The sequence below is a fragment of the Candidatus Rokuibacteriota bacterium genome (assembly GCA_030647435.1).
Taxonomy (GTDB): Bacteria; Methylomirabilota; Methylomirabilia; order Rokubacteriales; family CSP1-6; genus AR37.
Window position 1 is genome coordinate 37,081 of the sequence record JAUSJX010000134.1, and the last position, 20,253, is coordinate 57,333.

Annotated in this window: 23 protein-coding genes; 21 read left to right on the forward strand and 2 right to left on the reverse strand. The window is 64.1% G+C overall.

The genetic code is table 11. From position 1 onward, the window contains the following. The first annotated feature begins 23 nt into the window (after positions 1–23). The 21 genes from Q7W02_23405 to Q7W02_23505 all read left to right on the forward strand — a co-directional run bounded on the left by Q7W02_23405 (position 24) and on the right by Q7W02_23505 (position 17,755). Entirely contained in the window at positions 24–359 is a 336-nt protein-coding gene (locus tag Q7W02_23405; protein ID MDO8479084.1) for an SHOCT domain-containing protein, read from the forward strand. Between the two features lie 133 nt (positions 360–492). Next, on the forward strand, positions 493–753 hold the full coding sequence (locus Q7W02_23410) for a DUF5676 family membrane protein (GenBank protein ID MDO8479085.1): 261 nt from the start codon (positions 493–495) through the stop codon (positions 751–753). Between the two features lie 6 nt (positions 754–759). Then, positions 760–1,341 carry a hypothetical protein gene (locus Q7W02_23415; protein ID MDO8479086.1) on the forward strand — a complete coding sequence of 194 codons (582 nt, stop codon included), beginning with the start codon at positions 760–762 and terminating at the stop codon, positions 1,339–1,341. A 28-nt stretch (positions 1,342–1,369) separates the two neighbouring features. Next, positions 1,370–1,636 (forward strand): DUF2933 domain-containing protein, encoded by a 267-nt coding sequence (locus Q7W02_23420; GenBank protein ID MDO8479087.1) that lies wholly within the window; start codon positions 1,370–1,372, stop codon positions 1,634–1,636. After that, complete coding sequence (locus Q7W02_23425; GenBank protein MDO8479088.1) at positions 1,633–2,304, forward strand: isoprenylcysteine carboxylmethyltransferase family protein; 672 nt, start codon at positions 1,633–1,635, stop codon at positions 2,302–2,304. The genes Q7W02_23420 and Q7W02_23425 overlap by 4 nt, the downstream gene beginning before the upstream one ends. After that, the gene (locus Q7W02_23430) at positions 2,301–4,814 is read left to right on the forward strand and encodes a heavy metal translocating P-type ATPase (protein ID MDO8479089.1); all 2,514 of its coding nucleotides are present in this window, start codon (positions 2,301–2,303) and stop codon (positions 4,812–4,814) included. The genes Q7W02_23425 and Q7W02_23430 overlap by 4 nt, the downstream gene beginning before the upstream one ends. Then, positions 4,814–5,191 carry a cupredoxin domain-containing protein gene (locus Q7W02_23435; protein MDO8479090.1) on the forward strand — a complete coding sequence of 126 codons (378 nt, stop codon included), beginning with the start codon at positions 4,814–4,816 and terminating at the stop codon, positions 5,189–5,191. The genes Q7W02_23430 and Q7W02_23435 overlap by 1 nt, the downstream gene beginning before the upstream one ends. A gap of 15 nt (positions 5,192–5,206) precedes the next feature. Continuing rightward, entirely contained in the window at positions 5,207–5,350 is a 144-nt protein-coding gene (locus Q7W02_23440; protein MDO8479091.1) for a YHS domain-containing protein, read from the forward strand. Between the two features lie 39 nt (positions 5,351–5,389). Next, a complete protein-coding gene (locus Q7W02_23445) occupies positions 5,390–5,866 on the forward strand; it encodes a hypothetical protein (protein MDO8479092.1) in 477 nt (158 codons plus the stop codon). Then, positions 5,850–6,233, forward strand: a complete 384-nt coding sequence (locus tag Q7W02_23450) for a DUF302 domain-containing protein (GenBank protein ID MDO8479093.1) — start codon at positions 5,850–5,852, stop codon at positions 6,231–6,233. Before Q7W02_23445 ends, Q7W02_23450 begins: the two co-directional genes overlap by 17 nt. A 158-nt stretch (positions 6,234–6,391) precedes the next feature. Next, complete coding sequence (locus Q7W02_23455) at positions 6,392–6,691, forward strand: hypothetical protein (protein ID MDO8479094.1); 300 nt, start codon at positions 6,392–6,394, stop codon at positions 6,689–6,691. 316 nt (positions 6,692–7,007) lie between these two features. Continuing rightward, entirely contained in the window at positions 7,008–10,415 is a 3,408-nt protein-coding gene (locus Q7W02_23460) for a vitamin K epoxide reductase family protein (GenBank protein ID MDO8479095.1), read from the forward strand. Between the two features lie 69 nt (positions 10,416–10,484). Continuing rightward, complete coding sequence (locus Q7W02_23465) at positions 10,485–10,682, forward strand: DUF2933 domain-containing protein (GenBank protein MDO8479096.1); 198 nt, start codon at positions 10,485–10,487, stop codon at positions 10,680–10,682. A gap of 94 nt (positions 10,683–10,776) precedes the next feature. Beyond that, on the forward strand, positions 10,777–11,046 hold the full coding sequence (locus Q7W02_23470) for a DUF5676 family membrane protein (GenBank protein MDO8479097.1): 270 nt from the start codon (positions 10,777–10,779) through the stop codon (positions 11,044–11,046). 80 nt (positions 11,047–11,126) lie between these two features. Then, on the forward strand, positions 11,127–11,909 hold the full coding sequence (locus tag Q7W02_23475) for an MFS transporter (protein MDO8479098.1): 783 nt from the start codon (positions 11,127–11,129) through the stop codon (positions 11,907–11,909). A 158-nt stretch (positions 11,910–12,067) separates the two neighbouring features. Beyond that, positions 12,068–13,768, forward strand: a complete 1,701-nt coding sequence (pgm, locus tag Q7W02_23480) for a phosphoglucomutase (alpha-D-glucose-1,6-bisphosphate-dependent) (GenBank protein ID MDO8479099.1) — start codon at positions 12,068–12,070, stop codon at positions 13,766–13,768. Between the two features lie 76 nt (positions 13,769–13,844). After that, complete coding sequence (locus tag Q7W02_23485) at positions 13,845–15,146, forward strand: glucoamylase family protein (GenBank protein ID MDO8479100.1); 1,302 nt, start codon at positions 13,845–13,847, stop codon at positions 15,144–15,146. Positions 15,147–15,577: 431 nt separating this feature from the next. Then, the gene (locus tag Q7W02_23490) at positions 15,578–15,724 is read left to right on the forward strand and encodes a hypothetical protein (protein MDO8479101.1); all 147 of its coding nucleotides are present in this window, start codon (positions 15,578–15,580) and stop codon (positions 15,722–15,724) included. 50 nt (positions 15,725–15,774) lie between these two features. Beyond that, positions 15,775–16,137: a DUF302 domain-containing protein gene (locus tag Q7W02_23495; GenBank protein MDO8479102.1), complete on the forward strand. Its 363-nt coding sequence runs from the start codon at positions 15,775–15,777 to the stop codon at positions 16,135–16,137. Positions 16,138–16,261: 124 nt separating this feature from the next. Further along, complete coding sequence (locus Q7W02_23500) at positions 16,262–16,549, forward strand: hypothetical protein (GenBank protein ID MDO8479103.1); 288 nt, start codon at positions 16,262–16,264, stop codon at positions 16,547–16,549. Positions 16,550–16,651: 102 nt separating this feature from the next. Next, on the forward strand, positions 16,652–17,755 hold the full coding sequence (locus Q7W02_23505; GenBank protein MDO8479104.1) for a DMT family transporter: 1,104 nt from the start codon (positions 16,652–16,654) through the stop codon (positions 17,753–17,755). A gap of 99 nt (positions 17,756–17,854) precedes the next feature. Here Q7W02_23505 and Q7W02_23510 read toward each other — a convergent pair whose 3' ends face one another. Together Q7W02_23510 and Q7W02_23515 are read right to left on the reverse strand one after the other, a co-directional pair. Next, entirely contained in the window at positions 17,855–18,961 is a 1,107-nt protein-coding gene (locus Q7W02_23510) for a cobalamin-dependent protein (protein MDO8479105.1), read from the reverse strand. Positions 18,962–18,980: 19 nt separating this feature from the next. Further along, positions 18,981–20,159 (reverse strand): class I SAM-dependent methyltransferase, encoded by a 1,179-nt coding sequence (locus tag Q7W02_23515; GenBank protein MDO8479106.1) that lies wholly within the window; start codon positions 20,157–20,159, stop codon positions 18,981–18,983. Between the last annotated feature and the right edge of the window lie 94 nt (positions 20,160–20,253).

Here is a 20,253-nt window from a genome sequence, read left to right on the forward strand (position 1 = left end):
GAATCAGTCCTGGAGGGCGAGATATGAGGAGAGTCGGGCTCATTCGCATGCTGATGGCGGTCGTGGCGCTCACGATGCTCGTCCCGCATCCCGGATGGGCGCAGGAGCGGGTGTACGAGTGGGGGTGGGGAATGCATCCGATGTCGGGCCTCTGGGGCATCTGGGGGATGGTCATGATGCTCATGATGCTCGTGTTCTGGGGCGTGGTGATCGCCGGCATCGTGCTTAGCATCCGGTGGCTGGCTCGCCAGGGCCGGGAGTCGAAGTCGGACCCGGCGCTCGAGATCCTCCGCCAGCGCTACGCGCGCGGTGAAATCAACAAGGAAGAGTTCGAGGCGAGGAAGCGAGATCTGAGCTGATCGTGTAGCCCGCCCCATGCTCTTCTGCCACCTGGGGCACGGGAGTCACGGTGGGAGAGGACTGGATGAGGACGGCAAGGGGCCGGGCGGCGGCCATCGGCACTGATCGGGCCGAGAAGTGGAGGGAATGACAATGCACCCGCTCCACCTGAAGGTCATGACATGGTCATTGGTGCTGTTCGGCGTGGTGACGTACGTTTTGTGTGTCTTGTACGGGTTGATCGCTCCGAAAGCGCTGCATGCGACACAGCTGCTCGAGTGGATGCTCCCTGGGTTCAAGTGGCTCACCCTTGGCAGCTTCTTCTTGGGCTTGGTCGAAGCTTTTCTCTACGGGGCCTACGTTGGGCTTGTGTTCACGCCCATTTACAACACCGTCCAGCGTCGGTTCGGGTGATTGACAGTGAAGTTGACGATCGGCGTGATGGGGTCGAGCGGCGGGGATCTCGCCGACGAGGTCAAGCTGCGCGCGTTCCGGCTTGGGGAAGCCATTGCTGAGCAGGGAGCCGTGCTGATCACTGGAGGTTGCCCCGGTCTGCCGTACGAGGCGGTCCGCGGTGCCAAGGCCAAGGGCGGGCTCGTCGTCGGAATCTCGCCCGGCCTGTCAATCGACGAGCATCGCGGAAAGTACCGATCACCGGTGGAGGGCTTCGATGTCCTCATCTACACGGGCAGCGGCCTCATGGGTCGCGAGATCACGAACATCCGGTCTAGCGACATGGTCGTCATCGCCGGCGGCCGGACTGGAACCCTTGGGGAGTTGGCAATCGCCTACGACGAAGGCCGGCTGATTGGAGTGCTTACCGGAACGGATGGCATCACGGCGCTGGTAGAGGAGATCATTCGCGTGAGCGGAAAAGACACCGGGGCGCGGGTGGTGTACGAGGACGATCCGGTTCGACTGATCGAGCGGCTGCTCATTGTCTACAAGACGGAGCACTTCCGAAAGCCCTCCTGTTTCTGCGACAGCCGGACGGAAGGGTGAATCGGGGCGTCACCGCGGGAGGATGGACATGGGGACGGAGCCAGATCGGAAGCCTTGGTGGCAGACACGCGGCGGTGTCGCGCTTGTTGGGTTTGTGGCGATTGCGGGCTTCTTCCTGCTGACGGAACACACCGCGCACGTCTTCGGTGTGCTGCCGTACTTGCTGCTCCTGGCGTGCCCGCTGCTTCACTTCTTCATGCATCCCGATCACCACAAAGGAGACGCGTCGGCGGGCGCGGATCACCACCAGCACCCGGATCCGAAGCCCGATTCCACGGATAGAGGCGAGCCATGAGCGCGCAGATCCCAGCGTACGGCCTGTGGGGGTTGGCTGTCGTGAACGCCGCGGTGTTCATCATCTTCGCGTTCAGCTTCGCCAAGCCGCAATCCTCGAGAGACTGGCGGTCCTTTGGGGCGTTCAGCGGCTTCATCGTGGCGCTGTTCGCGGAGATGTACGGGTTTCCCCTGACGATCTTCTTTCTGTCGGGCTGGCTGCAGAGACGGTACCCTGGCCTCGACATCCTGTCGCACGACGCGGGGCATCTGTGGCCCACCGTGCTGGGTTTTCGCGGCAACCCTCACTTCGGCGTCCTACATATCGTAAGCAACCTACTAGTTGTCGCGGGCTTCGTTCTTCTCTCGGCGGCTTGGCAGGTCCTGTACGACGCACAGCGACGACACGGCCTCGCGACCACTGGACCGTACTCCTACGTGCGCCACCCGCAGTATCTGGGGTTCATCGCCGTCATGGTGGGATTTCTCGTCCAATGGCCGACCATCCTGACCCTGGCTATGTTCCCGTTTCTGGTGCTGATGTACGTGAGGCTTGCGCGGGCGGAGGAGCGCGATGCGGCCGAGACCTTTGGCGATCTTTACAGACAGTACGCGGCGGTCATCCCTGCCTGGATCCCGAAACTGGGCTCACGGCAGGTGGGATCACCAAGCAAGAGGGCGCAACGATGACAGCTGAGGACGTGCAATCCGGCGCAACGGCGGTGGGTAGCGCGGCATCCAGCTTGCAGAGAGCGGATCTGCTTCTCTCCGGCCTCACCTGTTCTGCCTGCGTCCGGAGGGTGGAGGAGGCGATTCGGGGGGTGCCTGGCGTCGAGTCCGCGTCGGTCAATCTTGCGACCGCGTGCGCGTTTGTGAGCTACGACAGCAGCCGGACCAGCCTTGCGGCCATCCACGATGCGATCAAGAAGGCCGGCTATCGCGTCGGGCTCGGGCGCGCTCGCTTTCATATCAAAGGGATGACCTGCGCCTCGTGCGTGACTCGTATCGAGGGGGCGCTGAAGGCTACGCCGGGGGTGACTCGCGGCACCGTGAATCTTGGCGCAGAGGAGGCGGAGGTCGAGTACGCCCTGGGTGCCACCGACCTCAAGACCGTGAAGGCGGCCGTCGCCTCCACCGGCTACGACGTGACCGAGGGGCCCCCGCCGAGCAGCCCGTCCGCCGTCGACCAGGAGGCCAGCGCCCGAGAGCACGAGTACCGCACGCTCATGCGCCAGTGGTGGTTCGGCGCGGCGGTAGGCACATTCACCATGATCATGAGCTATCCGTGGCTCTTCCCGGGCCTGGGCAGGCTGTTCCCCCGGGACAGTCACCGGCTCTGGTACATGTGGGCCGGCATGGGCGTCGCCTCGCTCGCGGTGATCCTCTACAGCGGGCGCCACTTCTTCACGGGCGCGTGGCAGGCCCTCAAGCACCGGTCGGCGAACATGCACACCCTGATCGCGCTGGGGACCGGGGTGGCCTGGATCTACTCGACCATCGCTTTGCTGTTCCCCGGCATGTTCCCGTCGCGCGAGTCTGCCGACGTCTACTACGACGTGACGGTGGTGGTGATCGCGCTGGTGGACCTGGGGCTCGCCATGGAGCTCAAAGCGAAAGGGCGGACCTCGGACGCGATCAAGAAGCTGATCGGTCTCCAGGCCAAGACGGCGCGCGTCCTGCGTGACGGCCGAGAGCTGGACATCCCCGTGGAGGAAGTTCTTGTCGGCGATACTGTGGTCGTCCGGCCGGGCGAGAAGATCCCGGTAGACGGCAAGGTGGTCGAAGGGTCCTCCGCCCTGGACGAGTCCATGGTGACGGGCGAGTCGCTTCCCGTGGAGAAGCTGGTAGGCGACGAGGTGATCGGCGCCACGATGAACACAACGGGGGCATTCCGCTTCGTCGCTACCAAGGTGGGCAAGGACACGGCACTGGCCAATATCGTCCGGATGGTGCAGGACGCGCAGGGCTCCAAGGTCCCCATCCAGCGCATCGTGGACGTGGTCTCCGGGTATTTCACCCCGAGCGTGGCGATCCTGGCGATCCTCGGCTTCATGATCTGGTACACGTTCGGGCCCGAGCCTCGAGTGGTCTATGGGCTCATCGTCGCTGTCACGACGCTCATCATTGCCTGCCCTTGCGCCCTGGGCATGGCCACGCCCATGTCGCTGACGACCGGCGTGGGCCTCGGGGCGCTCAACGGCATCCTGATTCGGGGGGGCGACGCGCTGCAGTCGGCGGAGAAGCTCCAGACGGTGATCCTCGACAAGACGGGCACGATCACGCACGGGAAGCCCGTCCTGACCGATGTCGTGCTGGGGCCCGGCTTCGACGAAGCCACCCTGCTGCGACTGGCCGGAGGTGTCGAGAAGTCCTCCGAGCACCCTTTGGCGGCCGCCATCGTGGAGGGGGCCAAAGCCAAGGGGCTGGCGCTGCCGGACCCGTCGAGCTTCGCCGCCTTCCCGGGGCACGGGATCGAGGCGACCGTGGAGGGCCGGGTGCTTCTCCTCGGCAATGCCAAGCTCATGCGGGATCGCAAAGTCGCGCTGGGCGACCTTGAAGCCCGGGCTCAGCAGCTCGCCGACGACGGCAAGACACCGATGTTCGTCGCCATCGACGGCAAGCCGGCCGGCATCGTGGCCGTTGCCGACACCCTGAAGGCAGACTCCCTGGCAGCGATTCAATCGCTCAAGGACATGGGGCTCGAGGTCGTGATGATGACCGGCGACAACGAGCGCACAGGGAAAGCCATCGCGCGCCAGGTAGGCATCGAGCGGGTCCTCGCCGAGGTCCTGCCTCAGGACAAGGCCTTCAATGTCCAGAAGCTCCAGCTCGAGGGCAAGCGCGTGGCGATGGTGGGCGACGGGATCAACGACGCGCCGGCCCTGGCCCAGGCCGATGTCGGGTTCGCCATCGGCACCGGCACCGACGTCGCCATCGCCGCCTCTGACATCACGCTGATCAAGGGCAGTCTGGGCGGGGTCGTGACGGCCATCCGGATCAGTCGCGCCACCATGCGCAACGTCTACCAGAACCTCACCGGAGCTTTCATCTACAACATGCTCGGCCTCCCCGTGGCCCTTGGCGTCCTCTACCCGTTCTTCGGCATCCTGCTCTCGCCTCTCCTGGCGGCCCTGGCCATGTCCTTCAGCTCGGTGACCGTCATCGGCAACGCCAACCGGCTCAAGCGCTGGAGGCCATGATGAGCTGGGACCGGGTGCTCGTGAATGGGGTCGGCCTCGCGCTGATCGCCTTCATCGTGTGGTTCTTCTGGCTCGTCAAGGCCAAGGGCGTACACGCCGCCGCCACGGTCGGCGGCTACCAGGAGCAGATGGTGCTCGTGAAGGGGGGCTACACGCCGGACGTGATCGTGGTCGAGGCCGGCAAGCCGGTGCGCCTCAACTTCGTCCGCCAGGAGTCCGCCTCGTGCTCCGAGATGGTGCTGCTGCCGGCGTTCGGGAAGTCCGCGAAGCTCCCAGAGGGCGCGACAGTGCCCGTCGAGTTTCTGCCCAAGGAGAGAGGGGAGTTCGAGTTCGCCTGCCAGATGGGCATGTTCCGCGGGAAGGTCATTGTCGAATGAGCAAGGAGGAGGACCATGGCAAAGGATCCCGTGTGCAAAATGAACGTGGAGGAGAGCAAGGCCGCGGCGACAGCCAAGTACGACGGCAAGACGTACTACTTTTGCTCGGAGAGCTGCAAGGTCAGGTTCGAGAAGAAGCCGACGGAGTATGTCGGGTGATCGTCTGAGGGTGTGGACTCACCGCTGGATGGCAGCCCAGTGAAGCGGCTGGTTGATCTGCCCGAGATCAACGTGGCGCTCTTTGCGTTCTTGCTGAACCTCGTCTGGGAGTTCGGGCAGGTCCCGCTCTACAGGGACCTGCCTTCGCAGGGGCACTGGGCATCGATCAAGCTCTGCGCCCGTGCGACGCTGGGGGACGCCGTTATCGCTGTCGTGGCCTTCTGGGTTGTCGCTGCCGTGGTGGCGTCGAGGCGGTGGATCACGGCTCCATCAGCTGTGCACGTCGCCTGCTTCGTCGGCGTCGGCTTGGCCATCTCCACGGCGCTGGAATGGATGGCGATACACGTCCAGGCGCGGTGGGTCTACGGGACATCAATGCCAATGGTCCCGGTTCTGCGGGTGGGTCTGGCCCCGGTCCTCCAGTGGGTCATCGTCCCGCCGCTCGTTGTGTGGTTCGTCAAGCGTCAGCTGGCAGGAACTCGTCAGAAGGAGGTCACCTATGCTCCACATCGTTGAGTCGCGAAAGCCGCTGGACCGCGTTGCCAAGGACCTGGAAGACGCGGTGGCACGGCACCAGTTCGGGGTGCTGGGCGTACACGACCTCAAGGCCACCATGGCCAAGAAGGGCGTGGACTTCGGCCCGGAATGCCGGATCTTCGAGGTGTGCAATCCACATCAGGCGAAGAAAGTCCTGGAGGCGAACCTGGAGATCTCCACGGCCCTGCCCTGCCGGATCTCGCTCTACGAAGAGGGCGGGGTCTGCAAGTTGGCGACGATCAAGCCCACGACGCTGATCGACCTGTACTCCACGCCCGGTCTCAAGGCCGTGGCCGAGGAGGTGGAGGCGACGCTCGAGGCCATCATGGCCGAGGCGGCCCGCTAGCGTATGGGATGTTCCTTGTGAGTCTCACGCGATCCCGGGGAAGGTGATGCGACCGCGGGGAGGAATACCGAAAGGAGGTGGATTGACGATCTACGCGATGTGACGGATGCCCTCGCATAACCCATGTTCACAATTGGAGTCGCGGAATGAGACAGGTAATGAGAATCATAGTGATGGTGATGCTCGTGGTCGCCGTGGCGACGATGGGCTACGCTCAGACCGGAGCGATGACTCCTGAGCAAATGAAGATGATGAGCGGTCAGATGAAGATGATGGGCGACCAGATGAAGGGCGGAAAGATGACTGCCGATCAGATGAAGATGATGGCCGAGCATATGCAAATGATGGCCGATCGGATGAAGGATGGCCAGATGACCCCTGACCAGATGAAGATGATGAACGAGCACATGAAGACGATGGACGAGCATATGAAAGGCAAGATGAAGGGCAAGATGTAGTTGTTCGCTGAGACACACATTCGGGCGGCCCCTCGATGGGCGATGGCACTTCGTCTTTTGGGGGGCCGCTCGGTGTGAACATGCTTTCGACGGTTAGGAGCGAGTGTGAGAGGCTGACGTGCTGCGTCAGCGGCTGATTCCGAAGAGGTCTCGTCAAGAAGTGTGTAAACGAGATCAGGCGGCGGCCTTCGCGTTGCCCCGCTTCTCCCGCACTCCGTCGACGTACACGACCACGAGGAGGGGAGAGAAGGCCATGAAACCGGACCGCGGGATCATCATCGTCAGCGGCTCCAACGGACGGATCGGCGATGCCGTGATGCGACGGTTCGCCGGGCGCTTCGAGGACGTCGTCGGGTTCGACCGCAAGGCGCCCCAACCGGCGCCGCCGGGCTGCGTGTATGCCTCCGTCGACATCACGTCCGACGAGAGCGTGCGGGACGGGCTCCGCACCATCCGTGACCATCACGGGGCGCACGTCGCCTCGGTGATCCATCTCGCCGCCTACTATGATTTCTTCGGCAGGCCGAGCCTAAAGTACGAGGAGATCACCGTCCACGGCACGGGTCGACTCCTGCGCGGGCTGCGGGAGCTCGGCTTCCGGGTGGAGCAGTTCGTGTTCTCGAGCACGATGCTCGTGCACCGGCCGGGGGAGCCGGGCGAGTTCCTCACGGAAGACTGGCCGCTCGAGCCGACCTGGGCGTACCCGGCGTCGAAGATCCGGACCGAGCAGCTCATCCGCGACGAACGAGGCGACATCCCGGCCGTGCTGTTGCGCATCTCCGGCGTCTACGACGACCGGTGCCACTCGATCCCGCTGGCGCACCAGATCCAGCGCATCAACGAGCGTGACCTCACCAGCCGGTTCTACTCCGGCTCGACTGCGCACGGCCAGGCCTTCATGCACATGGATGACCTGGTGGACGCCATCGAGCGCGTCGTCGAGCGCCGCGCCACACTTCCGCCGGAGCTCGCGCTCCTCCTCGGCGAGTCGGAGGCGCTCAGCTACGACGAGCTGCAGCACAGCATCGCGCGCCTGATCCGCGGCGCCGGCAAGGAGACCATCGCGATCCCCTCCGCGCTGGCGCCCCTCGCGAAAGCGGGCGCCTGGGTGCTGGACGACGTCCCCAGACAGGAGGGGTTCGTCAAGCCGTGGATGATCGACCGCGCGAACGACCACTATGCGCTCGACATTACGCGCGCCCGCACCCTGCTCGGATGGGAGCCGAAGCGCTCGCTGCGCGAGACGCTGCCGCAAATGGTGGCGGCGCTGAAGGCCGATCCGCTCGGCTGGTACCGCGAGAACGAGCTGGAGCCTCCGTCCGAGATCGAGAAGACTCTCGGGGAGTCCGAGGCGCCGGTCGCGGCGTCGCCGCAGGAGCGGCCCCCCGGGTCGCGGACGGAGCACGTCCACGAGTCGCCCGGGGCGCCAAGCCTCGTGAGCCCCGAGCCCACGCACCACGCCGGCCACGCGCCGTCGCACCCGCACTATCCGGCCCCGATGCCGCCTGGCGTTGGGATGCAGCCGCACAAGGCCACGGCGGCGGCTCCCGGCGATGCGACAATGGCGATGGCGCACGGCCAGGGTGCGCCCTGGGCGCACTTTGCCAACATGACGTTGGGCCTGTGGCTCATCACCAGCGCATTCGCGCTCGGGTACCGCAGCGCGGCGCTCCAAGTGAGCGACGTCGCGAGCGGCGCGCTCGTCATCCTGCTCGCCGCGCTCTCGCTGTCGCGCGGACCGTTCTGGAAGCTGTGGGCGCCGTGGGCAAACTCGCTGGTCGGCCTGTGGTTGCTCTTCGCCCCCCTCGTCTTCTGGGCGCCCACGGCCGCCGCCTACGCCAACGACACGCTCGTCGGCGCGTTGGTCGTCGTGTTCGCCATCCTGGCGCCGGGGATGCCGATGGCACCGGGGATGAGCATGGAGCCCGGCCCGGACGTGCCGCCGGGCTGGTCCTACAACCCTTCCAGCTGGCCGCAGCGGGCACCGATCATCGCGCTCGCGCTCGTCGGCTTTTTCCTCTCGCGGCAGATGACCGCGTTCCAGCTCGGCCACGTCGCCACGCTCACCGACCCGTTCTTCGGGATCGGCACGGAGCGCGTGCTGACCTCCGACGTGTCGCGCGCCTTCCCCATCCCCGATGCGGGACTCGGCGCCGTCGCGTACATGGTCGAGTTCCTGATGGGCTTCATGGGTGACAAGCGCCGGTGGCGGACGATGCCGTGGATGGTCACCTTCTTCGGCATCCTCGTCGTTCCGCTCGGCATCGTCAGCATCACGCTGATCATCCTGCAGCCGCTCGCGGTCGGGGCCTGGTGCACGCCGTGCCTCATCGCCGCCGCCGCGATGCTTGTCATGATCGCCTTCACGCTCGACGAGGTCGTGGCCATGGGCCAGTTCCTGGTCCAGGCCCGCCGGGAGGGGCAGCCGCTGTGGCGCACGTTCTGGCTGGGGGGCACCCTGCGGGACCTGCCGGTTACCGGTCCCGTTCGCCCCGACGTGGTGAGTGCCAAGGCAATGGTCTGGGGCGTGGCGATGCCGTGGAACCTGCTCCTGAGCGTGGGCCTCGGCGTTTGGCTGATGCTCGCGCCTTCGGTGCTTGGAAGCGCCGGCGGGGCCGCCCACAGCGACCATCTCGTCGGGGCCCTGATCGTGACCACTGCCGTGATCGCGCTGGCCGACGTGGGCCGCGCGATGCGCTTCATCAACATTGTCTTCGGTGCCTGGGTGATCGCCGCCCCGTGGCTTCTCGGCGGCGCCACGCCCGCCTCGAGGTGGAGCGACGCGACCGCCGCGGCGCTGGTGATCCTGCTGAGCCTGCCGCGGGCCCCGTGGGCGAGCGCTACGGCACGTGGGAGCGCTTCATCCGGTGACCCCGCTCCAGCGCGGCACGTCGCAGGACGTGGTCGGCAGTGCCTGCTGAGGCGCCCGGAGTCCAGGGATGACATCGTTGAACAACGCCGGAGGGTGAAAGCCATGCCCACCGTTGACCCTAGCTTCCGCTACGTGTGGCTCATATGGGCTAGTCTCTTTCTGCTGCCTTGGACTGCGCTGTTTGTCGCGTGGCCGGCGTTACGCCGGCCCATGCTCTGGGCCAGTGCGCTGACGGCACCGCTTGGTTTGACCGAGCCTTTGTTCGTGCCCGCGTACTGGAACCCGCCGAGCTTGTTCGATCTCGCGCATCGCACCGGCTTCGACATCGAAAGCCTCATTTTCTGCTTTGCCATTGGCGGGTTGGCTGCGGCGGGCTACCGGGTACTGGCGCCGGACTCGGAACATGCTCTCGCGCCTCAAGCTCGCAACTCTCACCTACATCGCTGGCACCGCGCCGCGCTTGCGAGTCCGTTCTTCGTATTTGCTGTGTTGCTGATGCTGCCATGGAACCCGATCTATCCGGGTATTGCGGCGCTGTTCGTAGCCGCATTGGCAAGCGGCCTGTGCAGACCCGATCTGTGGCGCAACACGCTCGCCGGTGGGCTGGTGTTTCTTGCGCTGTACGCGGTCTTCCTGCTCGGCTTGAAATCGCTGTGGCCTGGCTACATCGAGGCGGTGTGGAACCTCCGCGATCTGATCGCCTGGCGGCCTGCAGGGCTGCCGCTGGAGGAACTGCTTTTCGGCTTTGGCTTCGGCATGTATTGGAGCAGCGTTTACGAGCACGTCACATGGCGGCAACGCGATGCCTTGCGCCTCCAAGCCATCACTGCCAACGGGAAGTACGCAAGATGACTGAGGCTTTGTACGACAGCGCGGATGCGCCTAATGGAGGCGCGACGACAAACCGGAAGGACAACAGTCATGGCATGGATTACGGAAAACTGGTTCTGGGTGTTGATCTTCATTGCCTTTATCGCGATGCACATGTTCGGTCACGGCGGCCACGGTGGTCATGGCGGTCATGGTAAAGGTGATCGTCAACGAAGCAGGGATGAAAGAGAACAAGACGAAGCGCAAGGTAGCGTCGTGAAGACGAGTACAGGCGGGCATCAGCACTGAAAGGCTGAGCTCAGTCGCATTCGGGAGTTGAAGGAAAGAACTGTCACCCGTGACATAGCACTGAACAACCGCGAAGCGTAAAGGAGGAAGAGCAATGCTGAATATCAAAATCGTGAGCTGGTCGCTGGGAATCTTTACCGCCATCAGCTTCGTCCTGTGCGTCATCTACGGATTGATCGTGCCGACGAGCTTACACATGGCTCCATTCTTGGAGATGGCTTTACCGGCTTTCAAGTGGCTGACCTTTGGGGGCTTCTGCCTGGGGTTGATTGAGAGCTTCCTCTACGGCGTATACGCCGGACTCGTGTTCGTCCCCATCTACAACTTTCTCACCCGCCGGTGGGGTGTGCCGGCAAAGCAGTAGTTACACATCGGGCCGCCCATGATGTGAGTTGGCTCGTGCGTGGTAGGGGACTCTATTAGGGCAAACGGAAGGGTTCTAGCGTGATCAGTAAACACCTGTTTGTGCTGCTCGCCTGTGTGTTCGTCGTCATGATCGGCCTGGGCATTACGATGCCGGTGCTTCCGTTCTACGTCGAGCGGCTCGCGCTGGCAGAGGGCGTATCGCGCCAGTCGGTGGTGAGACACGTCGGCTTGTTGACCGGCGTGTACGCGCTGGGGCAGCTCATCTTCGCGCCCGTGTGGGGGCGCTTGTCGGATCGAACGGGAAGAAGACCGCTCATCTTGGTCGGCATTGCGGGCTACGTGATCGCGCAGGTTCTTTTCGGTCTGGCCACATCGCTGTGGCTGCTCTACGCGGCGCGCATTCTCGGAGGCATGTTGTCCTCGGCAACACTGCCGGTCTCGGCAGCTTACGTTGCCGACATGACGACTGATGAGGAGCGCGGTCGAGGGATGGCGTGGTTGGGCAAGGCGGTGAGTCTCGGCTTCGTCGTCGGTCCGGCGCTCGGCGGAACATTGTCCCGCAGAGACCTGCATGTCACCGCGCGCTATGGGCACTTCCTGATTGATAGTGTCTCGGTCCCGTTCTTCGCGGCAGCCTTCTTGGGTCTGCTCACGCTTTTCGGGGCGATGCGGTGGCTGCCGGAGTCGCTGCCCGCACAGGCGCCGCGCGCCGCGGGCGAAGAGGCGGAGTCGGATTGGCGAAGGCTAGCGCGAAGTCTCGGCCCGCTCCTTGGTCTGGCGCTCGGCGTCCGAAATGCAGCCAACAGTCTCGGTCAGGCGAGCGGACCACTGTTGGGGGGCGCGTGTTCATTTGGCAGATGAACGCGCCGTACTTGCTGACCGGGGCATTGTTGGTCGCGGTCGCTTTGGTTATCGGGTGGAAGGCGATGGAAAGGCAGCGGCGAAAAATTGGGCAAGCCATTCGATAAACCGATGAAGACCTTGGCGAAAACGTCGCCACGGCATGTTAGGAGAGGGCAATGAAAGTGAGCCCGTTTGCGGGAAAGCCGGCCGAACCAGCGATGCTGGTCAACGTGCCCAAACTCGTCACAGCCTACTACACTGAAGTTCCCGATCCCGCCATGCCTGAGCAACGGGTAGTGTTCGGGACCTCAGGGCATCGCGGTTCCGCATTCGAAAAGGCTTTCAACGAATGGCATATCCTCGCCATCAGTCAGGCCATTTACTTGTACCGAAAGGGACAGAGGATCGATGGCCCGCTGTTTCTCGGGATGGACACGCATGCGCTCTCCGTACCGGCTCTTGCCAGCGCGCTTGAGGTGCTGGCGGCCAACGGAGTGGAAGTCATGATCGCGAAGGATGACGAATATACTCCGACGCCCGCCGTTTCCCACGCGATTCTTACGTACAACCGCGGGCGCAAGACAGGACTCGCTGACGGTATCGTCATCACGCCCTCGCATAATCCGCCCCATAACGGCGGACTCAAGTACAACCCGCCAAACGGCGGACCGGCGGAACGCGTCGTCACCAATTGGATCGAGGCGAAGGCAAACGAGTGTCTCGAGAGTGGCGTGACGGGTGTGAAAAGGATTCCCTTCGAGAAAGCTCTTCGCGCCTCCACGACGCACCGGCACGACTACGTCGGCACCTACACCAGCGATCTCGGCAACGTGGTCGACATGGAGGCCATTCGCGGCGCGGAGATCAGCCTGGGAGTGGATCCGCTCGGCGGGGCGGGGGTCCATTATTGGGGCCGGATTGCCGAGCGCTACGGGTTGAACCTCACCGTCGTCAACGAGGCCGTCGATCCGACTTTCCGGTTCATGACGGTTGATTGGGACGGCCAGATCCGCATGGACCCATCCTCGTCCTACACCATGAGGAAGTTAATCGGGCTGAAGGATCGGTTCGACATCGCCTTCGCCTGTGACACCGACCATGACCGGCACGGGATTGTCACCCGCGGCGCGGGTTTGCTTCCGCCCAATCACTACTTATCGGTCGCCGTCTACTACCTCTTCCAACACCGACCGAAGTGGCGCAAGGCGGCGGCGGTCGGCAAGACGGTGGTAAGCAGCGAGATGATTGATCGCGTCACCGCGAAGCTCGGCCGCAAGCTCTACGAGGTGCCTGTTGGCTTCAAGTGGTTCGTAGATGGTCTGCTCGACGGCTCGCTCGGCTTCGGCGGCGAGGAGAGCGCGGGTGCCTCGTTCTCACGTCTGGATGGCACCGTCTGGACGACGGACAAGGATGGCATCGCCTCGGCTTTGCTCGCAGCAGAGATCACTGCGCGGATGGGTCGCGATCCTGGGGAGATCTACCGGGAGCTTACGAGTGAGTTCGGCGAGCCTGCCTACGACCGCGTCGAGGCGCCGGCCACCCCGGAACAAAAGGAAATGCTGGAGAGACTCTCGCCGCAGCAGGTCCGGGTCACAGACCTGGCTGGCGAACAAATCCAGACCATCCTCAGCCACGCGCCGGGCAACGGCGCTCCCATCGGCGGGTTGAAGGTGATTGCCGAGAGCGGCTGGTTCGCTGCGCGTCCCTCAGGCACTGAGAACATTTACAAGATCTATGCGGAGAGCTTTCGCGGGCAGGATCATCTGCGCCGCATCCTTGATGGGGCGCAGACAATCGTCAACGACGCACTTGCGAAGGTAAAGCCGCCGGGCAACGGCTTGAGGAAAGAGCATGAGCGAACGGAAAAACGCACTTGACGTCGCGCTGCCGCCGCACGCCGCCGCCGCCGTTACGACCGAGTTTACCTTGGAGCCGGCAAAGCCGGGTGAAACCATGAGCAGCAGGAAGCTAACCGTCGATGCCGAGCTGGAAAAGCTGCAGCGCGAAACATTCGGTTATTTCTTGCACGAGACGAATCCCGCCAACGGGCTGGTGATCGACAAGACAGCGCCGGATTGGCCGTCCAGCATTGCCGCTACCGGCCTAGGGTTAGCCTGCTACCCGGTAAGTGTCGAACGCGGATTCATGTCGCGGGCCGCGGCAGTGGAACGAACGCTTGCGACGCTGCGGTTTTTCTGGAACAGCCCGCAAGGCCCCGAACCCGACGCGACCGGCTTCCAGGGCTTTTATTATCATTTTCTTGACATGCAGACCGGACGGCGCGCCTGGCAATGCGAACTGTCAACAGTAGACAGCGCGTTTCTGCTGGCGGGCGCGTTGACGGCGGGAATCTATTTTGACGCGGGTACGGCGGACGAGCAGGAAATCCGCATGCTTGCCGACGCGCTCTACCGGCGTGCAGATTGGCAGTGGGCGCAAGACGGCGCCGCAACGGTCACGCACGGCTGGAAGTCCGAAAGCGGATTTCTCAAGTACCGGTGGGAAGGCTACGACGAGGCGATGCTGTTGTATATCCTGGGGCTGGGCTCGCCGACGCATCCGCTGCCCGAGGAGAGCTACGCCGCGTGGGCTTCCACTTACCGGTGGGAGCACTGTTACGGACAAGAGTATCTTTACGCCGGCCCATTGTTCACGCACCAGCTCTCGCATGTCTGGATCGACTTTCGCGGTATTCTGGACGCTTTCATGCGTGATAAAGGCATTGACTATTTCGAGAACAGCCGCCGCGCAACTTATGTGCAACAACAGTACGCGATCAACAACCCACTCAGGTTCAAGGACTATGGGCCCCATTGCTTTGGAATTACCGCAAGCGAGGGCCCCGGCCCCGACACCATCAAAATAAACGGCATCGTTCGGCAGTTTTTCGATTACGTGGGGCGCGGCGTGCCGTACGGACCCGACGACGGCACCCTTGCACCGTGGGCGTTGGTGGCGTCGCTGCCGTTCGCACCCGAAATCGTGCTGCCCGCGCTCCACCATTGCATTCATCAGGCCAAGATGACCGAGTTCAACTCCTACGGCTTCAAAGCATCTTTCAATCCCTCCCACCCGGGAAACTCCGGCAATCCTTATGGTTGGTGGGTCTCACCGTGGCATTACGGGCTTAATCAAGGGCCGATCATTCTGATGATCGAGAATTATCGGACCGGATTGTTGTGGCAATTGATGCGAAACTGCCCATACATCGCCAGCGGCTTGCGTCGGGCGGGTTTTGGCGGAGGTTGGTTATGACCTCTGTCGAGGGTATGTCGTCACACGTAAACCGGTGCCGACCCCCGCCTTCGTCCCGGTAAAGCGGGCAGTCTGTGACAAGGCCCCCCAAGGCCGCCGGGTCCGAGAATAGGCTTTATGTTACTTACGCGGCATTCACGGTGTGCGAGTCGAGACGCAGTTCCTTTGGATGGTCGGTCGCGGCTTCTCCTCCCAGGCGCGCTTGCTGGGGCCGTGATAGACGAGGGCCCTCATGGTTGGGGCGGTATGTGCGCCGGTCGCACGATTGCCGCACGCCGCAGACTCCTTGGGCCCCATTGGACCAAGGTCCAATGGGGCCCCGCCGGCGTTGGTGCTAACGTGGTATCCATGGGGCAGGTCAGTCGGACTGCGATTTCGCGCTTCAGGGAGGGAACGAAATGATGCAAGGGTGGGGAATGCAAGGATGGGGGATGGGCGGTGGATTCGGGTGGGGCGGCGGGTTCGGCGGGATGCTCTTCATGGGCCTCGTCTCGGTGCTCGCCATTGTGGGGATCGTCTTCCTCGTCCGGTGGGCCTTGGAGCAGGGTGGGAGTGCGCGCAAGCCTCCCGCCGGGTGAGTCGGCGCGTGAATGCTGACGAGGCGGGGATGCTCCATGTAGTGGATTCGATGAAACCGCTCGAGCGGCTGGTCGGCGATCTCGAGCAGGCGATCAGCCGGCACAAGTTTGGCGTGCTGGGCGTCCACGACCTACGGGCCAAGATGGCCGAGAAAGGCGTGTCGTTTGCCCGGGAGTGCCGAGTCTTCGAGGTCTGCGACCCGCACCAAGCCAAGAAGGTGCTCGAAGCCAACCTCGAGATCTCGACCGCGCTGCCGTGCCGGATCTCGGTCTACGAGGAGGGCGGGAAGACCCGACTCGCCACGATCAAGCCCACAGCCCTGATCAGCCTCTACCCCAACCCCGAACTGAAGGGAGTCGCGCAGGAGGTGGAGACGACGCTGGTGCTGATCATGGACGAGGCGGCCCGATAGGAGCCCCGGCGGGTTGCGTTACTAGGTGAGGTGTAAGGGAGTTCGTGTGCCGTGCACCAGATGCTCTACCGCGGTTCCTATTCACGATTGGAGACACATGATGAGACGCCTGGGGAAGATCGTAGTGATGGTCATGCTCGTGGTCGCCGTGGCGACGATGGGCTACGCTCAAACGGGAGCGATGACTCCTGAGCAAATGAAGATGATGAGCGGTCAAATGAAGACGATGAGCGATCAGATGAAGAGCGGGAAGATGGCTGCCGATCAGATGAAGATGATGGCCGAGCATATGCAAATGATGGCCGATCGGATGAAGGATGGCCAGATGACTCCTGACCAGATGAAGATGATGAATGAACACATGAAGATGATGGACGACCATATGAAAGGCAAGATGAAGGGCAAGATGTAGGCGTTCGCTGAGACACACATTCGGGCGGTCCCCCGAGGGGCGAGGCCACTTCGTCTCTTGGAGGACCGTTGAGTTTGGCATGCTCTCGACGCCTAGGAGGGAGTGTGGGAGGCTGACGTCTTGCGTCACCGGCTGATTCCGAACATGGTCTCGGCGTTCTCCTCTGGCGCCGGTCTCGCCGTGCTGTCTGCTCTTCTCTTCGGGGCGAGCACGCCGCTCGCCAAGGTGCTCCTGCGGGACGTCGACCCGTGGATGCTAGCGGGATTGTTGTACGTCGGCTCAGGCCTCGGCTTGATCGTGGTGAGAACTGTTGTGGGAGTGCTCGGCTCCGGCCCGCGTAGCGAAGCCGCCATCCGAGGGAGCGGCTGGATGTGGTTGGCGCTGGCCATCCTTTCTGGCGGGATCATCGGGCCGGTTCTGCTCATGGTCGGCCTGGTTCATACCGCCGCCACGTCTGCCGCCCTCCTGCTGAACCTGGAGGGCGTACTTACCGCGCTTCTCGCTTGGTTCGTATTCCGAGAGAACTTCGATCGGCGGATCGCGCTGGGAATGGCGGCGATCGTCGCCGGCGGGTTTGTACTGGCTTGGGGCGGGCCCCTGGTCCTCAGTGCAGTTTTGGGTCCCGTCATGATCGCGGCTGCGTGCCTCGCGTGGGCCGTCGACAACAACCTGACCCGCAAGGTCTCTCAGGCGGATCCCGTCCAGATCGCGCTACTGAAGGGGTGTGTGGCCGGGGTGGTGAATGTTGCCATCGCATTCGGGCTTGGTTCAGCACTCCCACCCCTCGGGGTGCTAGGTGCCGCGGTGGTTGTAGGATTTGCCGGCTACGGTGTCAGCCTGGTGCTCTTTGTCGTTGCCCTTCGACACATCGGTACGGCTCGGACCGGGGCGTACTTCTCGCTGGCTCCATTCTTCGGGGGGCTGGTCGCCGTGCTGGTACTGCGCGAACCGGTGACAGTCCAGATCGTAGCGGCCGGCTCCCTCATGGCCCTCGGCGTCTGGCTCCATCTGACGGAGCGCCACGTGCACGAGCATGGGCACGAGGAGATGGCCCACGAGCATCGGCACGTGCACGACGAGCATCACCAGCACCGCCATGATGGCACCGAGCCATTGGGGGAGCCGCACTCGCACTGGCACGTGCACGCGCGACTGACGCATAGGCACGCGCACTTTCCCGACATCCATCACCGCCATGAGCATTGAGGCTTTGCGAAGCGTCCGGCCGGACGAGGCTGGTGGCTGGATTGAACGTGGAGAGACCTGCCCGCCCGCAAAGGACTGCGAGCCCAGCCTACCCACCTCCTAGCCGGCGGCGGTGCCTGTGGCGGCGGGCTTCTGGAGCTTCGCGGGCATGTGGACGAAGAGCTCGGCGGGATTGGGCTTTGCGACGGCGGGCTTGGGCGGCTTCATCTCGTAGGTGACGGGGCGCTGGTAGTCCTTGTACTGCCGGTTCTCGTTGACGACCTTGGCGAACTTCCAGAGCATCTTGACGTAGTTCGTCTGTCCGCGCATGAGGGCGCGTACCGGCGGGAAGCCGTATTTCGGGATCGCGCCCCAGCCCAGGTGCTTGCGGTTCAGGATTTCCTGCGTCTTGACCAGCTCTCCGTAGAACTTGTCCAGCGGCATGCGCGTGGGCAGGACCGCGTGGGCGACGTCGAAGAGGCGGTAGTCCCGCGACGTGAGCCGGCGCGACTCCGTGAACCAGATCTCGGTGCCGGGGTAGGGCGTCGCCACGGTCAGGTGGACGATTTCCGGAACCGTCATTGCCCACTCCCGGACGACCTCGAACTGACGCTCGTCCCAGTTGCAGTCGGCGATGATGTTGACGGCCGCGGTGAGCCCGAGCTCTCGCGCGATCTCGAGCGCCTGGAAGTTCTCGCCCGTGGTGATGCGCTTGCGGTGCAGCTTGAGCGACTCCTCGTCCAAGGCCTCGAGTCCGAGGAACATGTAGTAGAGCCCGAGCTTCTTCCAGTACGCGAAGAGCTCCTTGTTCTTGATCAGCACGTCGCAGCGGGTCTCGAGGTAGTACTGCTTCTTCACGCGCCGTCGCTCGAGCTCCTCGCCGATGGCCCCGTCCGCGTGCTCGAGGAGCTCCTGCGCGATGAAGGAGCCGCTGTGGCCTCCCGTCATGACGAAGCAGTCCGGCGCGCGGCGCCTGGTCTCTTTGGCGAGGCCGATGACCTCGGGCACGTTGGCGAGGTAGTTGAGCGAGAAGCCGACCGCCTGGGGCTTGAAGTCCGCGAGCTCGCGCCGGTAGTCGTCGTGGCTGAAGATCTGGAGATCAAGCAGCCGGACATCGTGACCCGCCGCGCGCGCGGCGGCCGCCACGCGCTCGAGGCCCACGGGTTCGAGACGCAGGTAGCGCTCCGAGTACATGAGCGCGCTGGGATGGACGAGGAGGACTCGCATGGGCTCGAGCATATCGCGCCTACCGGGCGGTAGAGACCCCCCCGCCGACGCCGATAGCGGCCGAGGGCAGGTCGCGCGCCTTCTGGAAGACCGCCCGGTAGGCTTCGAGCCCGCCGTCCCGGTGCAGGTGCGCTCCCGCCCAGAGGTAGATCTGGAAGAGCCGGAACACGCGCTCACCGTGACGCGCCACCAGCTCGAGCCGCGCCGCCTCGAGATTGCGGGCCCACGCCTGCAGCGTCAGGTAGTAGCTGTGCCTGTCGTTGTGGAGCGCGACCGGCTCGAGGTTCGTCCGGTTGGCCGCGGCGAAGAGCTCCGGCAGCGCCACCGGAGTGTGGTCGCCCGGGAAGACGTAGCGGTAGGTGAAGGCGCTGACGTCGAACTTCTTCCGCCCCGCGGCGAAGTCCATGTAGACCCGCCCGCCCGGCTCGAGCAGCGAGTCGAACTTTCTGAAGAGCGCGCCGTAGTCGGGCAGGTGCTCCATGACGCCGCAGAGCACGACGGCGTCGTACCGCTCGCCGGGCTCGTAGGCGAAGACGCTCTCGTACACGACGCGCATTCGCGCCGGCGAGGTGTGCGTCGCGCACAGTTCGGCGAGGTACTTGTACTGCTCGTGCGAGATCGTCAGCATGGTCACGTCCACGCCGCGCGAGCCGGCATACCCCGCGAAGGATCCCCAGCCGCCACCCACCTCGAGGACGCGGCTGCCCGGCCCGAGGCGGCAGACGTCCATGACGTAGTCGAGCTTGTTCTGGGCCGCCTGCTCGAGCGTCTCGTCCTCCGACGTGTAGACGGCCTGCGAGTAGAGGCGGAACTTCCGGTCGAGGAAGGCGAAGTAGAAGTCGTTGCCGTAGTCGTAGTGCTGCGGCACCCAGGACTTGTCGGCGCCGGTGTCGCCGTAGAGCCACGGCTGGACAAAGCGCCACAGCGAGGCCAACGGGTGACGGTCGGACAGAAAGCGCCGGAGGTCGAGGGCGGCCATGAAGTCGCCCTCGACGTCGATGTCCCCGCGCATGTAGGCCTCGCCGATCCGCGTCTCGTCGAGGGAGTGAAGCGCGCGCCACGCGCGGTCGTTCGTGAGGCGCAGCCTGAAGTCCGGCGCGACCCCGGCCGCGCCGACGCGGTGGACGGCGCCGCCGGGCAGCTCGAGGTCGAACACGGGCGCGCCGGGGCCTGCCACCCGCCGACGGAGGTGCCGCACCGTGTAGGGGACGCGTTCTGGACCCGGCATCGCGCGGAAAAGGTAGACGAGCGCCGCCGGGGTGTCAAGGTTGTTGACCCCTCCGTGCTCCTGG